Source organism: Hydrogenophaga borbori (genome assembly GCF_003417535.1).
GTDB classification, from domain to species: Bacteria; Pseudomonadota; Gammaproteobacteria; order Burkholderiales; family Burkholderiaceae_C; genus Hydrogenophaga; species Hydrogenophaga borbori.
The window spans coordinates 408,046-421,849 of record NZ_QVLS01000001.1; the positions used below are offsets into that span (position 1 = coordinate 408,046).

Consider the following 13,804-nt stretch of genomic DNA (forward strand, 5'->3'; position numbering starts at 1 on the left):
TGCCAGCGCCGGGCCGCGCTTGATAATGGGCGCCGGTTATGCGCCGGCCTCACGCCGGCGCCAGGGGGAATAACAACCATGAAGAAAAACGATGCGGACTGACGCCCAGGCCATCTTGTTCGTGGACGACGAAGCCGTGTCCCGGCAGTGGTTCTCTCGCTGCTTCGGCGACGAATTCGAGATATCCACCGCCGCCAGCGTGGACGACGCGCTGGCCATCCTCACCGAGCGCGGGGAGTCCTTCGCCGCGCTCATCACCGACTACCGCATGCCCGAGCAGGACGGCATGAAGCTGCTGTGCTTCGTGCGGCGCGAGCACCGCCACCTGGTGCGCCTGCTGGTCACGGCCTACGCCGAAAAGGACGTCGCCATCGCGGCGGTCAACCAGGGCCAGGTGATGCGCATCCTGGAAAAGCCCCTGGAGGACGAGCCCACGCGCGAGGCCCTGCGCGAGGCCCTGTCGCTCTACCGGCACCAGGCGCTGGAGCGTGCGCTCAATGAGGGCCGCGCCGCCGCGCTGCGCGAAACCCTGGGCTTCCTGGCGCATGAGCTCAACACGCCGCTGGCCACCGTGCGCGGCAGCGTGGCGGCGGTGCTGGAGCGCCACCGCCCGCCGGAGCCGGGCGACGCCCCGGGCACGGTGCGCTTCGAGGGCCTGGGCCCGCAAGAGCTGCTGGCGGCGCTGCAGCGCGCCGAGCGGCGGGCGCTGTACTGCCAGTCGCTGGTGGCCACCTTCGTGCAATCGGCGCGCGACGCCTACCCGGGCGCGGCCCCGCAGACCGTGAGCGCGGCCAGCCTGCTGGGCTCGCTGGTCGACGAGTACCCCTTCGAAGACCGCGAACGCCATTGGGTGAGCACCGAACTGCGGCAGGACTTCCGCCTGCCCGGGCGGCGCGACCTGCTGTACCTGGTGCTGTGCACCCTGACCAAGAACGCCATCCTGGCGCTGCGCGACACGGCCGACCCGCGCCTGCGCATCGAAGTGGACTGCGCGCCGGGCCCGGGCGCGCCGCGCGCCTGGATCCGCTTCATCGACAACGGCCCCGGCATTGCGCCCGAGGTGTTGGCGCGCCTCACGCGCGAGCCCGTCACCACGCGCGCGGCCACCGGCGGCAACGGCATGGGCCTGATGTTCTGCCAGCGCGTGATGCAGGCCGCCGGCGGTGCCATCCGCCTGCAGTCCGCGCTGGGCCAAGGCACCACGGTGGAGCTGGCCTTCGAGCGCGGCGTGCAGCCGGCGGCCGGCGCGGCCTGAGCGCGCCGCCAGGGCCGTCCCCCGAAAGGGTGTTGCCTCCGGGACAACCCCGTCCGCCGGGCGTTGCGCGCCGGGCTAGCATGGCCGCCACGATTCCAACCACTTCGGAGACCGACTCATGCTGGGCCAGATGCAGAGCCAACCGCTGCTGATTTCCAACCTCATCGTGCACGCCGAGCGGCACCACGGCGCCACCGACATCGTGTCGCGCCGGGTCGAGGGCGACATCCACCGCACCAACTGGCGGGAGGTCGCGCGCCGCTCGCGCCAGGTGGCCAACGCCCTGGACGCGCTGGCCCTGGGCTTCGGCGACCGCGTGGCCACGCTGGCCTGGAACGGTTATCGCCATCTGGAACTGTATTTCGGCGTCAGCGGCACCGGCCGCGTGCTGCACACCCTCAACCCGCGGCTGCACCCCGAGCAACTGGTGTGGATCGTCAACCACGCCGAAGACAAGGCCCTGTGCTTCGACATGAGCTTTCTGCCGCTGGTCAAGGCGGTGTGGAGCAAGTGCCCCACGGTGAAGCATTGGATCGCCCTGTGCGATGCGTCCGCCTTGCCCGCCGACAGCGGCATTCCCGGCCTGCAGAGCTACGAGGCCTGGATCGGCGCGCAGAAAGACAGCTACGCCTGGCCCGAGTTCGACGAGAACACCGCCTCCAGCATGTGCTACACGAGCGGCACCACCGGCAACCCCAAGGCCGCGCTGTACTCGCACCGCTCCACCACGCTGCATGCCTATGGGGCAGCCATGCCCGACGCCATGGGCTGCTCGGCGCGGGACAGCATCCTGCCCGTGGTGCCCATGTTCCACGTCAACGCCTGGGGCCTGCCGTACTCCGCGGCGGCCGTGGGCTGCAAGCTGGTGTTCCCCGGGCCGGCGCTGGACGGCAAGTCGGTCTACGAACTCATCGAGGCCGAGGGCGTGACCATGGCCGCCGGCGTGCCCACGGTCTGGCAGATGCTGCTGGCGCACCTGCAGCAGAACCAGCTGAAGTTCAGCACCCTCAAGCGCACGGTGATCGGCGGCTCGGCCTGTCCGCCGGCCATGATCAGCGCCTTCAACGACCTGTACGGCGTCGACGTGCTGCACGCCTGGGGCATGACCGAGATGTCGCCGCTGGGCACGGTGTGCACGCTCAAGAACGCCCAGCTCGCGCTGCCGGGCGACGAGCAGCTCAAGGTGCGGCTCAAGCAGGGCCGCACCATTTTCGGCGTGGACATGAAGATCGTGAACGAGGCCGGCGACGAGCTGCCCTGGGACGGCAAGAGCTATGGCGACCTGCTGGTGCGCGGCCCATGGATCATCGCCAGCTACTTCAAGGGCGAGGGCGGCGACCCGCTGCGCTACGACGCCCAGGGCCACGGCTGGTTCCCCACCGGCGACGTGGCCACCATCGACGCCGACGGCTTCATGCAGATCACCGACCGCAGCAAGGACGTGATCAAGTCCGGCGGCGAGTGGATCAGCTCCATCGACGTGGAGAACATCGCCATGGCCCACCCGGCCGTGGCCATGGCCGCCTGCATCGGCATGAAGCACCCCAAGTGGGACGAACGGCCCATCGTGGTGGTGGTGAAGAAGCCCGGCGCCGAGGTCACGCGTGAAGAATTGCTGAAGTTTTACGAGGGCCGCATCGCCAAGTGGCAGGTGCCGGACGACGTGGTCTTCGTCGACGCCATCCCGCTGGGCGCCACCGGCAAGATGCAGAAGATGGTGCTGCGCCAGCAGCTCCACGACTACGTGCTCCCGGGGGTGTGAGGGTGGGCCCGCGCCGCCCCGCAACGGTGCAGGGGGGCGGGCGTGGGTGTCGCCCAGGGGATAGGGGTCCGGGCAATCCCTGAAGCGCCCCCGCGCCCTCGCGCCTTACGCTGCTCGGGTTTGTGGTTCAACACCCTCATCAAGGAGACAAGGCATGAAATCGAGCATGAAGGCCCTGGCCGCGGCGGCTCTGCTGGTGGCGTCCGGCGCGTCTTTCGCCCAGGCGGGCGAAACCGTCAAGATGGTGCGCATCGACCCCTTGACCGGCCTGCTGGGGCCGGTGGGCGTGAGCCAGTTCAAGGGCTACCAGTTCTTCGCCGAGAAATTCAGCGGCAAGGGCAACCCGGCCGGCGTCAAGTTCGAGATCACCGCGATCGACAACAAGCTCAGCCCGGCGGAGAGCCTGAACGCCTTGAAGGCCGCCATCGATCAGGGCGCGCGCTACATCATCCAGGGCAATGGCTCCTCGGTCGCGTTGGCGTTGTCCGACGCGGTGGAAAAGCACAACGCGCGCAACCCCGGCAAGGAGGTGCTCTACCTCAACGACTCGGCGGTGGACCCTGACCTCACCAACAGCAAGTGCAGCTACTGGCACTTCCGCTTCGACGCCGACACCTCCATGAAGATGGAGGCCATGTCCAGCTTCATCGCCACGCAGCCGGACATCAAGAAGATCTACCTGCTCAACCAGAACTACTCGCACGGCCACCAGGTCGTGAAGTACGCCAAGGAAACCATCGGCCGCAAGCGCCCCGATATCCAGTTCGTGGGCGAGGACCTGCACCCGCTGGCGCAGACGCGCGACTTCGCCCCCTACATCGCCAAGATCAAGGCGGCGGGCGCCGATACCGTGATCACCGGCAACTGGGGCTCCGACCTGTCGCTGCTCATCAAGGCCGCCAACGAGAACGGCTACAACGGCAAGTTCTTCACCTACTACGCGGGCGTCACCGGCACGCCCACCGCGCTGGGCACCAACGGTGCCGGCCGCGTCTACCAGATCGCCTACAACCACTACAACATGGGTGGCCAGATGGCCAAGTGGATGACGGAGTTCAACCAGAAGTACAACGACGACTTCTACACCGGCTCCACCATCCGCGTGTACGAGATGCTGGGCGCGGCCATGGCCAAGGCCAAGTCCACCGACCCGGTGAAGGTGGCCGCCGCCCTGGAAGGCCTCACGGTCAAGAGCTTCAACGGCGAGGTGCAGATGCGCAAGACCGACCACCAGCTGCAGCAGCCGCTCTACATGTCGGTGTGGCAGAAGGCCGACGCCAAGTACCCTTACAGCCCCGAGAAAACCGGCATGACGCTGGCGCCCGTGGCGGAGTACCCGAACTACGTGTCGAGCACCCCGACGAGCTGCCAGATGAAGCGCCCGGGATGAGGACCATCCCCGCCGCGCTTCGCGCGACCCCCTCAAGGGGGCGGCACCTGCGGCCTGGCAAAGCCGGTTCCGCGGTGCCTCTGGGGTAAGTCACTGCACTCCGGAGAAGCCCGAAACGGGAAGCCGTCTCGGGCTTTTTTCAGTTCAACGATGAGGTAGGAATGGAGTTTTTCATCATCTCGATGCTGAACGGGCTCAGCTACGGGCTGCTGCTGTTCATGCTCAGCTCGGGGCTCACGCTGATCTTCAGCATGATGGGCGTGCTCAATTTCGCGCACGCCAGCTTCTACATGCTGGGCGCCTACGTGGGCTACCAGGTGGCGCAGTTCGTGGGCTTCTGGCCGGCGCTGGTGGTCGCGCCCATCGTGGTGGGCCTGCTGGGCGCGGCCTTCGAACGCCAGTGTCTGCGCAAGGTGCACAAGTACGGCCATGTGCCCGAGCTGCTGGTGACCTTCGGCCTGTCCTACGTCATCGTCGAGCTGGTCCAGCTCATCTGGGGCCGCATCGCGGTGGAGTTTCGCCCGCCCGAGCAGCTGCAGGGCCCGGTCTTCACCCTCATCAACCATTCCGTGGACGGGCTGCGCCTGGTCTGGGGCGCGGCCGCGCCCGAGCTGTGCAGCGCCGCCGACGCCGCGGTGCGCGTGGTCTGCTCCCCGTTCCCCGCCACGCGCGGCTTCATGATGCTGGTGGCGGTGGTGATGCTGCTGTCGGTCTGGCTGCTGCTCACGCGCACGCGCATCGGGCTGGTGATCCAGGCCGCGCTCACGCACCCGCAGGCGGTGGAGTCGCTGGGCCACAACGTGCCGCGCGTGTTCATGCTGGTCTTCGGTGCCGGCTCGGCGCTCGCCGGCCTGGCCGGGGTCATCGGCGGCAGCACCTTCCTGACCGAGCCGGCCATGGCCGCCACCGTGGGCTCGGTGATCTTCGTGGTGGTGGTGGTGGGCGGCATGGGCTCGCTGTCGGGCGCCTTCGTCGCTTCGCTGCTCATCGGTGTGATCCAGACCTTCGCCGTCGCCTTCGAGTACTCGTTGCTCACGCTGTTCGAGCAGATCGGCGTGCCGCTGTCGGAGGGACTGCGCAACAACTCCTACATCCGGCTCACGCTGTCGCAGGTGGCGCCCATCCTGCCGTACCTGTTCCTGGTGCTGATCCTGATCTTCCGCCCGCGTGGCCTGCTGGGCAAACGCGAGACATGAACATGAATACACCCCCGCCGCGCTTTGCGCGACCCCCTCAAGGGGGCGTTACCAGCGGCCCGGCAAAGCCGGTTCCGCGGTACCTCCCGGTTCGACCTGGGCATGCGTCGCGCATGGCCATCTGGGGCGGCTTCGCCCTGCTGCTGATCGTGGCGCCACTGATCTGGGGCAGCGGCCTGGGCCTGACGGTGCTCTCGCAGATGGGCATCGCCATCATCGCCTGCCTGTCCTACAACATGCTGTTGGGGCAGGGCGGCATGCTCAGCTTCGGGCACGCCGTGTACACCGGCCTGGGCTCCTTCATGGCCATCCACGCGCTCAACCGCGTCACCGAGGGCGCGATGCACTTGCCCGTCTCGCTCATTCCCCTGGTGGGCGGCGTGGCGGGCCTGGGTTTCGCGGTGCTGTTCGGCTACGTCACCACGCGCAAGTCCGGCACCACCTTCGCCATGATCACCCTGGGCCTGGGCGAGCTGGTGTTCGCGCTCTCGCTCATGATCCCCGAGTTCTTCGGCGGCGAGGGCGGCGTGTCGGGCGACCGCATGGCCGGCGAACCCTTCATGGGCATCACCTTCGGGCCGCAGCGGCAGGTCTACTACCTGATCGCGCTCTACACCTTCGTCTGCGTGGCCGCCATGTACGCCTTCACGCGCACGCCGTTGGGCCGCATGCTCAACGCCGTGCGCGACAACCCCGAGCGGGTGGAGTTCGTGGGCTACGACACGCAGAAGGTGCGCTACCTGGCTTTCATCATCGCGGGCTTCTTCGCGGGCATCTCGGGCGGCCTGGGCGCACTGAACTTCGAGATCGTCACGGCCGAGGTGGTGGGCGCGGCGCGCTCGGGCGCCTACCTGCTGTTCACCTTCCTGGGCGGTGCCACCTTCTTCTTCGGTCCCATCATCGGCGGCGTGCTGATGGTGCTGGCGCTGATCCTGCTGTCCGAGCTCACCAAGGCCTGGCTGCTGTACCTGGGGCTGATCTTCCTGTTCATGGTGATGTACGCGCCCGGAGGCATCGCCAGCCTGATCATGATGAACGTGCGCGTGGCCGTCCATGGCCGCCTGCGCGAGCTCAGCGGCAGCTATGTGGCATTGATCGCCTCGGCGGTGGTGATGTTGCTGGGCGCGGCGGCCATCATCGAGATGGTCTACCACCTGCAGCTCAGCACCACGCTGGGCGACGAGCTGAACTTCCTGGGCCTGACGCTGCACGCGCGCGGCTGGGCCAGCTGGCTGGGCGCGCTGGCGCTGGCGTTCGGCGGCTTCGGCCTCTTCGAGTGGGCGCGGCGCCGCTTCGTGCGCCGCTGGGGCGCCATCCAGGAGGACATCGAAAACCAGATCAAGCAGAGGGAGGCGCAGTGAGCGGCACCACATCCACCCCGGCGCTGGAGCTCAGGGAGCTGCGCAAGAGCTTCGGCAAGACCGAAATCATCCGCGGCGTGAACCTGTCGGTGAAGGCGGGCGAGCGCGTGGGCATCATCGGACCGAACGGCGCGGGCAAGTCCACGCTGTTCAACCTCATCAGCGGACGCTTCGCGCCCACCAGCGGCCAGGTGCTGCTCAACGGCCAGCGCATCGACGGCAAGCGGCCTTTCGAGATCAACCGCGCGGGCCTGTCGCGCAGCTTCCAGATCACCAACATCTTCCCCAAGCTCAGCGTGTTCGAGAACCTGCGCTGCGGGGTGCTGTGGAGCCTGGGCTACCGCTACACCTTCCTGAAGTTCCTGGCCAACCTGACCGACGCCAACCAGCGCGCCGAGCAGCTGCTGCACATGATCCAGCTCGACCGCAAGCGCGACGTGCTGGCCATGAACCTCACCTACGCCGAGCAGCGCGCGCTGGAGATCGGCATCACCATTGCAGGGGGCGCCAACGTGATCCTGCTCGACGAGCCCACCGCCGGCATGAGCAAGAGCGAGACCGGCCGCTTCATCGGCCTGATCAAGGACGTCACCGAGGGCAAGACCCTGCTGACCGTGGAGCACGACATGGGCGTGGTGTTCGGCCTGGCCGACCGCATCGCCGTGGTGGTGTACGGCGAGGTGCTGGCCTTCGACACGCCCGAGGCGGTGCGCGCCAACGAACGCGTGCAGGAGGCCTACCTGGGCTCGCACGTGGCCGAGACGCAGGGAGCGGGGCACTGATGCTGAAGATCCAGAACCTTCATGCCTACTACGGCAAAAGCCACGTGCTGCACGGCGTGGACTTCGAGGTGCGCAGCGGCGAGATCGTCGCGCTGCTGGGCCGCAACGGCTCGGGCCGCTCCACCACGGCCAAGGCCATCATGGGCCTGGTGGACTGCGAGGGCAGCGTGCGGTGGAAGAACCAGGAGATCGTGGGCCGCAAGGCCTACGAGGTGGCCCACCTGGGCCTGGGCTACGTGCCCGAGAGCCGCGACATCTTTCCCACGCTCACCGTGCACCAGAACCTGTTGCTGGGGCAAAAGGGCGCCGGCAAGGGCTCGCGCTGGGGCTTCGACGACATGTACGCCATGTTCCCGCGCCTGAAGGAGCGCCAGCACACCGAGGCCGGCGTGCTCTCGGGCGGCGAGCAGCAGATGCTGACCCTGTGCCGCACCCTGATGGGCGACCCGGACCTGATCATCATCGACGAACCCACCGAGGGCCTGGCGCCCAAGATCGTGGAGCTGGTGGCCGAGTACCTGCAGAAGCTCAAGGCGCGCGGCATCTCGGTGCTGCTGATCGAGCAGAAGCTCACCATCGCCATGAGCATTTCCGACCGCGCGCTGGTGATGGGGCATGGCAGCATCGTCTTCGACGGCACGCCGCAGCAGCTCAAGGCCGACCCGGCGGTGCGCAAGGAGTGGCTGGAGGTCTAGCCCCGCGGCAAGCGACCGCTACCGAGGTCGGGGCCCGGTACAAAGGCCCGATGGCGGCCAGGCCGCCGGCCGCGACGGCGTTCAGGCGAGGGGGGGCACGCGCTCGGCGCGCACGCCGCAGTACTGCCACAGCGCCCGCTCGGTGGCCTCCAGCAGCTCGCGCAGTTCGCGCGTCCAAGCCTCGCCACCGGGCCGCTGGCCTTCCAGCCACCCCGCGTAGCGTTCGCGCGCGCGGGCATGCAGGGCCTGGGCGCCCACCTCGCCGGCCAGGCCCACCAGCGCATGCAGCGCGGCCGACACGCCTTCCCGGTCGTCCGAGGTGGCCGCCTGCTCCAGCGATTGAACGTGGCGCCGCAGGTCCAGCAAGGCGCGCGGCAGCAGGTCGTCGAGCAGGCCGAGGCGACGGAAGTTCTCGATGCGCGTGGTGCTGAGCAGGTCGGCCGCCGGCGCCGGCGGCGGCGACGCGGGCGCGGTGCTGCGCCCCTGCAGCGCGGCGCTCAGCGCGCGCTGCAGCGCCGCGGGGTCGATGGGCTTGCCCAGCACGCCCTGCATGCCGGCCTGGCGCGCACGGGCCTGCACGGCCGCCGAGTCGTTGGCGGTGAGCGCCAGCACGGGCACGCGGCCGGCGTCGCCGGGCAGGGCGCGCAGGCGCCGCGTGGCGGCGATGCCGTCGAGCCCCGGCATGTTGATGTCCATGAGGATGGCGTCGGGCAATTGGCCCGCCTGCAGCATGTCCAGCGCCTGCTGGCCGTGCTCGGCCTCCATCACCGTGAGGCCCAGCTCGCCCACCAGGGCGCGCGCGATGGTGCGGTTGAGTGGCTGGTCGTCCACGATCAGCACGCTGCGGCCGGCCAGGGCCACGCTGGCCGGGGCCACCGTGGTGACCGGCGCGCCGGCGGGCGCCAGCGGGAAGCGCAGCGTGAACTCCGTGAAATGGCCCCACTCCGAGCGGCACTCGATGTCGCCACCCAGGCCGCGCATGACGCGGCGACAGAAGGACAGGCCCAGGCCGGTGCCCTCGGCCTTGCCCAGGGTCTGGAACTCCTGGAACAGCTTGCTCGCCAGCCGGGGATCGATGCCCGGCCCGGTGTCGCGCACCGCGATCCGTGGCACGGGTTCGCTCGACACCTGGATGTTTACGGTCATCTGCGGATGCAAGGGCAGGTAGTACAGCGCATTGCGCAACAGGTTGAAGACGACCAGCTGGATGGCCGTTGCCTCGCCGCGAAAGCCGAAGTCCTTCTCGATGCGCAGGCGCACGCAATCGCGCGCCTGTTGGGATTCGTAGGCGTAGCCCGCCACGGCATCGCGCACGCATTGCGCGGCCGACAGCCAGACAAACTCCGACGATTGCGGCTGGCGATCGCCCATCTGCTGCAGCGTGATGGTGATGGACTGCAGGCCTCGTTGGACCGCCATCAGCCCCTGTTCAGCGGCGAGGCCGGCGTCGGAGCCGGCCGAGACCTGGCCGCTGATGCGGCGCAGCGCATGTTGCACCTGCGCCAATGGCGTGCGCACCTCGTGCGCGATGGAGCCCGCCAGTCCCGTGTAGACCTGTCGCAAACGCTCGTGCTCGGCGCGCTTCTGGCCCGCGTGGGACAGCGCGCCGGCCACCACCACCAGGATGGAGGTGAGCGCGGCCACCGCGATGGCCGAGGGAATGGGCGAGGTGGGTTCTATGTAGAGGTAGGCGCCAGCCGCCAGCGCATAGCCCCCGACCAGCATGACCACCGCGTTGCGCCAGTCGGCCAACAGGATGATGAGCACCGTGCCCATGACCATGTTCACCACCGACAGGGCGCCGCCCTGATTCATCATGGAGGTGAAGGTCATCAGAAAGGACAGGCAATAAAAAACGACGAGGTAGGAATACCCGATGTAGACCCCTCGAAGGCGCTCGGGCCACCAGCGACGCAGGGCCAGACCGATGCACAGCACCACGGCCACCACGCGCCACGCGACGTCGTCGTAGCGCGGCGGAACGATGGAGGTGAGGCGCAGGAGGTAGAGCACGGGAAAGGCCACCGCACCCACACCACCAATCCATTGCAGCAGCGATTGGCTCTCGTGGTGGATGCGGTAGCGTTCGAATAGCCGCTCCAGGCTGGCAAGCATTGGCGTGGTCCCCTACCGGTCCTCGACGGCCGGATCGCGGGGACTCTAGCAGTTTGTTCCAGCGGCGGTTCAGGCCGCCAGCGCGAACTCCCGCACATCCGTCAGCTCGCTCAGGTCGACCTTGAGCGCGCGTGCCACGGCGTGCACATCACCATGCACGAGTGCGCATTCCTTGCCATTGAAAACCGTTGTGGTGTGGATCTGGAAGCCGAAGCGCCGGTAGAGGCGCATCAGGCGCATGTGGCAGGAGCCGTGCAGATGCCGCACTTTCACCGTCTGCACCAGTTCCGCGAAAGCCAGCGACATGCAGGCGGGCAGCAGATCGCCGCGGCGGTGGTCGGGCGACATGATCAGACGCCCGGCTTCCCAGCTGTCGGGACCGATCAGTTCGGTTCCTGCGCTGGCGTGGCCCCAAAAGCGTTCCGTCACGGTGACGTTGTGGCAGGTGGGGATGAACCGGATGGTGCCGATCGGCTCGCTGCCGCGCATCAGGGCCATGACCACGCCGAGCTCATCCTTTCGCGCTTCCATGGAGGCCAAGGCGGGGTCGATTTCGTATTCGGTCTGGGTATCGGCCAGTTCGCGCAGGTGCGCCACCATCAGCCGCTGCGTGCGCGTGTGCAGCACCATGGCGCTCAGCGGCTCTGGCGCCTGCCAGGGCGCAGCACCGGGTGCGGACCAGGGGACCACGGCTTGCCCGAAGGCGTGTCCGTTGGTCGGGGAAGATGCGATGGTGGTCAGGGTCTGAATCATGTCCATGAGGGTTCTCCAAACGAAAGGCGACGAACGGGGGCGGCGAGGTGTGCCAAAGTTGGCACTTTGAGATTGTCAATGGCCCTTGTCTCACGTGACGCGCCGAGAAACCCCGGTGTCGCGTGGGTCCTACGCTGATGGGCGGCGCGCGCGCTGCTCCGGCTTTTGAAGCGGGCAGCGGCAAAGCGCGGGCCGATTAGCACAGCCGTATTCGTTTTGGCGGTGCGGGGTGCCCTGCGTAGCGAGAAGGTGCGCCCGGGCGTTTTGTCCCGACCGCGACAAACCCGTTTGGCGCCCCCGGAGGGTCTTTCTAGAATGCCAAAATCGAACGATCGTTCTTTTCCCAACACCGCCATCGAAGGAACCCACATGACGGCTGAGTACAAGGTCCAAGGAGACATCGCCCTCATCACGCTGAACAACCCGCCGGTCAACGGTCTGGGCCTGGCCACCCGCCTGGGCATCACGACCGGGCTGGAGCAGGCCCAGGCCGATCCGGCCGTCAAGGCCATCGTGCTCACCGGCGCGGGCAAGGCCTTTTCGGGCGGCGCGGACATCAAGGAGTTCGGCACGCCCAAGGCACTGGCCGAACCCAACCTGCTGAGCGTGATCCTGGCGGTGGAGAACTGCAGCAAGCCCGTGGTGGCCGCGATCCACAGCGTGGCCATGGGCGGCGGGCTGGAGCTCTCGCTGGGCTGCCATTACCGCATCGCCGCGCCGGGCGCCAACATCGCGCTGCCCGAGGTGAAGCTGGGCCTGATCCCCGGCGCCGGTGGCACGCAGCGCCTGCCGCGCGTGCTGGGCGTGGAGGCCGCGCTCAACATGATCGTGAGCGGCGAGCCGGTGAAGAGCGAGATGCTGGCGCAACTGCCGGGCCAGAAGCTGTTCGACAAGCTGGCCAGCAGCCCCGACACCCTGCTGGAAGAAGCCTTCGCCCTGGCCAGGGAAGTGGCCGCCAAGCACGCCGACGGCAGCCCGCTGCCCCTGGTGCGCCACCTGCCCTGCAAGCACAAGGACGGCGACGCCTACTTCCAGTTCGCGCGCAACATGGTCAAGGGCATGGCCAAGAACTTCCCCGCGCCGGCCAAGTGCGTGGACGCGGTCGAGGCCGCGACCCAGCAGAAGTTCGATCAGGGCATGGCCACCGAACGCGAGATGTTCATCAACCTGATGTGGACGCCCGAGTGCCGCGCCCTGCGCCACCTCTTCATGGCCGAGCGCGCCGCCAGCAAGATCCCCGACGTGCCGGAGGACACGCCCCAGCGCAAGATCGAGAAGGTGGCCGTCATCGGCGCCGGCACCATGGGCGGCGGCATCTCCATGAACTTCCTCAACGCGGGCATTCCCGTGACCATTCTGGAGATGAAGCAGGAGGCCCTGGACCGCGGCGTGGGCGTGATGCGCGGCAACTACGAGGCCCAGGTGAAGAAGGGCAAGCTCAAGCAGGACAAGCTCGACCAGCGCATGGGCCTGCTCAAGACCACGGTGGACTACGCGGACATCCAGGACGCCGACCTCGTGATCGAGGCGGTGTTCGAGGACATCGGCGTCAAGGAGGCGGTGTTCAAGAAGCTCGACGAGGTGATGAAGCCCGGCGCGATCCTGGCGTCCAACACCTCCACGCTGGACCTGAACAAGATCGCCGCCTTCACGAAGCGCCCGCAGGACGTGGTGGGCCTGCACTTCTTCAGCCCGGCCAACGTGATGAAGCTGCTGGAAGTGGTGCGCGGCGACAAGACCGGCAAGGACGTGATGGCCACCGTGATGGCCGTCGCCAAGAAGATCAAGAAGACGGCGGTGGTGTCCGGCGTCTGCGACGGCTTCATCGGCAACCGCATGATCGAGCAGTACGGCCGCCAGGGCGGTTTCCTGCTCGATGAGGGCTGCACGCCCGCGCAGGTGGACCGCGCGATCGAGAAGTTCGGCTTCGCCATGGGGCCCTTCCGCATGGGCGACCTGGCGGGCAACGACATCGGTTGGGCGATCCGCAAGCGCCGCTACCAGGAAAAGCCCGACATGAAGTACAGCAAGACCGCCGACCTGCTGTGCGAGAAAGGCCGCTTCGGCCAGAAGGTGGGCAAGGGCTGGTACGACTACAAGCCGGGCAAGCGCGACGCCATCCCGAACGCCGAGGTCGAGCAGATGATCGTGGAGCACCGCCAGGCGCTGGGCATCACGCCGCGCAAGATTTCCGACGAGGAGATCGTGCAGCGCCTGGTGTTCTCGCTGGTGAACGAGGCCGCGCACATCCTCGAAGAGGGCATCGCCAACAAGGCCAGCGACATCGACGTGGTCTACATCTTCGGCTACGGCTTCCCGGTGCACCGCGGCGGCCCGCTGAAGTACGCCGACGAGGTGGGCCTGTTCAACGTGATGCAGGCCATGAAGCGCTTCCAGAAGAACCCGCTCGACGACGCGGCCTTCTGGCAGCCCGCGCCGCTCATTCAGCGGCTGGTCGCCGAAGGCAAGAATTTCAACGGCTGATGGCCCGCACC

Annotated in this window: 10 protein-coding genes; 8 read left to right on the plus strand and 2 right to left on the minus strand. The window is 67.9% G+C overall.

The window, feature by feature from the left end; translation table 11 throughout:
- Nucleotides 1–91: 91 nt before the first annotated feature.
- The 7 genes from DY262_RS01955 to DY262_RS01985 all read left to right on the plus strand — a co-directional run bounded on the left by DY262_RS01955 (nucleotide 92) and on the right by DY262_RS01985 (nucleotide 8,441).
- Nucleotides 92–1,255, plus strand: a complete 1,164-nt coding sequence (locus DY262_RS01955; protein WP_116957292.1) for a hybrid sensor histidine kinase/response regulator — start codon at nucleotides 92–94, stop codon at nucleotides 1,253–1,255.
- Nucleotides 1,256–1,373: 118 nt separating this feature from the next.
- Nucleotides 1,374–3,017, plus strand: a complete 1,644-nt coding sequence (locus DY262_RS01960) for a 3-(methylthio)propionyl-CoA ligase (protein WP_116957293.1) — start codon at nucleotides 1,374–1,376, stop codon at nucleotides 3,015–3,017.
- A 154-nt stretch (nucleotides 3,018–3,171) separates the two neighbouring features.
- Nucleotides 3,172–4,407: a branched-chain amino acid ABC transporter substrate-binding protein gene (locus DY262_RS01965; protein ID WP_116957294.1), complete on the plus strand. Its 1,236-nt coding sequence runs from the start codon at nucleotides 3,172–3,174 to the stop codon at nucleotides 4,405–4,407.
- A gap of 161 nt (nucleotides 4,408–4,568) precedes the next feature.
- Nucleotides 4,569–5,603, plus strand: a complete 1,035-nt coding sequence (locus DY262_RS01970) for a branched-chain amino acid ABC transporter permease (protein WP_116957295.1) — start codon at nucleotides 4,569–4,571, stop codon at nucleotides 5,601–5,603.
- Between the two features lie 113 nt (nucleotides 5,604–5,716).
- Nucleotides 5,717–6,964 carry a branched-chain amino acid ABC transporter permease gene (locus DY262_RS01975; RefSeq protein WP_116957296.1) on the plus strand — a complete coding sequence of 416 codons (1,248 nt, stop codon included), beginning with the start codon at nucleotides 5,717–5,719 and terminating at the stop codon, nucleotides 6,962–6,964.
- On the plus strand, nucleotides 6,961–7,746 hold the full coding sequence (locus tag DY262_RS01980; RefSeq protein WP_116957297.1) for an ABC transporter ATP-binding protein: 786 nt from the start codon (nucleotides 6,961–6,963) through the stop codon (nucleotides 7,744–7,746). The genes DY262_RS01975 and DY262_RS01980 overlap by 4 nt, the downstream gene beginning before the upstream one ends.
- The gene (locus tag DY262_RS01985) at nucleotides 7,746–8,441 is read left to right on the plus strand and encodes an ABC transporter ATP-binding protein (RefSeq protein WP_116957298.1); all 696 of its coding nucleotides are present in this window, start codon (nucleotides 7,746–7,748) and stop codon (nucleotides 8,439–8,441) included. The genes DY262_RS01980 and DY262_RS01985 overlap by 1 nt, the downstream gene beginning before the upstream one ends.
- An 81-nt stretch (nucleotides 8,442–8,522) precedes the next feature.
- On the opposite strand, the gene DY262_RS01990 is transcribed toward DY262_RS01985, so the two are convergent.
- Together DY262_RS01990 and DY262_RS01995 are read right to left on the minus strand one after the other, a co-directional pair.
- Nucleotides 8,523–10,556, minus strand: a complete 2,034-nt coding sequence (locus DY262_RS01990) for an ATP-binding response regulator (protein ID WP_116957299.1) — start codon at nucleotides 10,554–10,556, stop codon at nucleotides 8,523–8,525.
- Nucleotides 10,557–10,625: 69 nt separating this feature from the next.
- Complete coding sequence (locus DY262_RS01995; RefSeq protein WP_116957300.1) at nucleotides 10,626–11,315, minus strand: hypothetical protein; 690 nt, start codon at nucleotides 11,313–11,315, stop codon at nucleotides 10,626–10,628.
- A 363-nt stretch (nucleotides 11,316–11,678) separates the two neighbouring features.
- Between DY262_RS01995 and DY262_RS02000 the strand changes: the two genes are divergently transcribed.
- Complete coding sequence (locus DY262_RS02000) at nucleotides 11,679–13,793, plus strand: 3-hydroxyacyl-CoA dehydrogenase NAD-binding domain-containing protein (RefSeq protein WP_116957301.1); 2,115 nt, start codon at nucleotides 11,679–11,681, stop codon at nucleotides 13,791–13,793.
- Nucleotides 13,794–13,804: the final 11 nt, after the last annotated feature.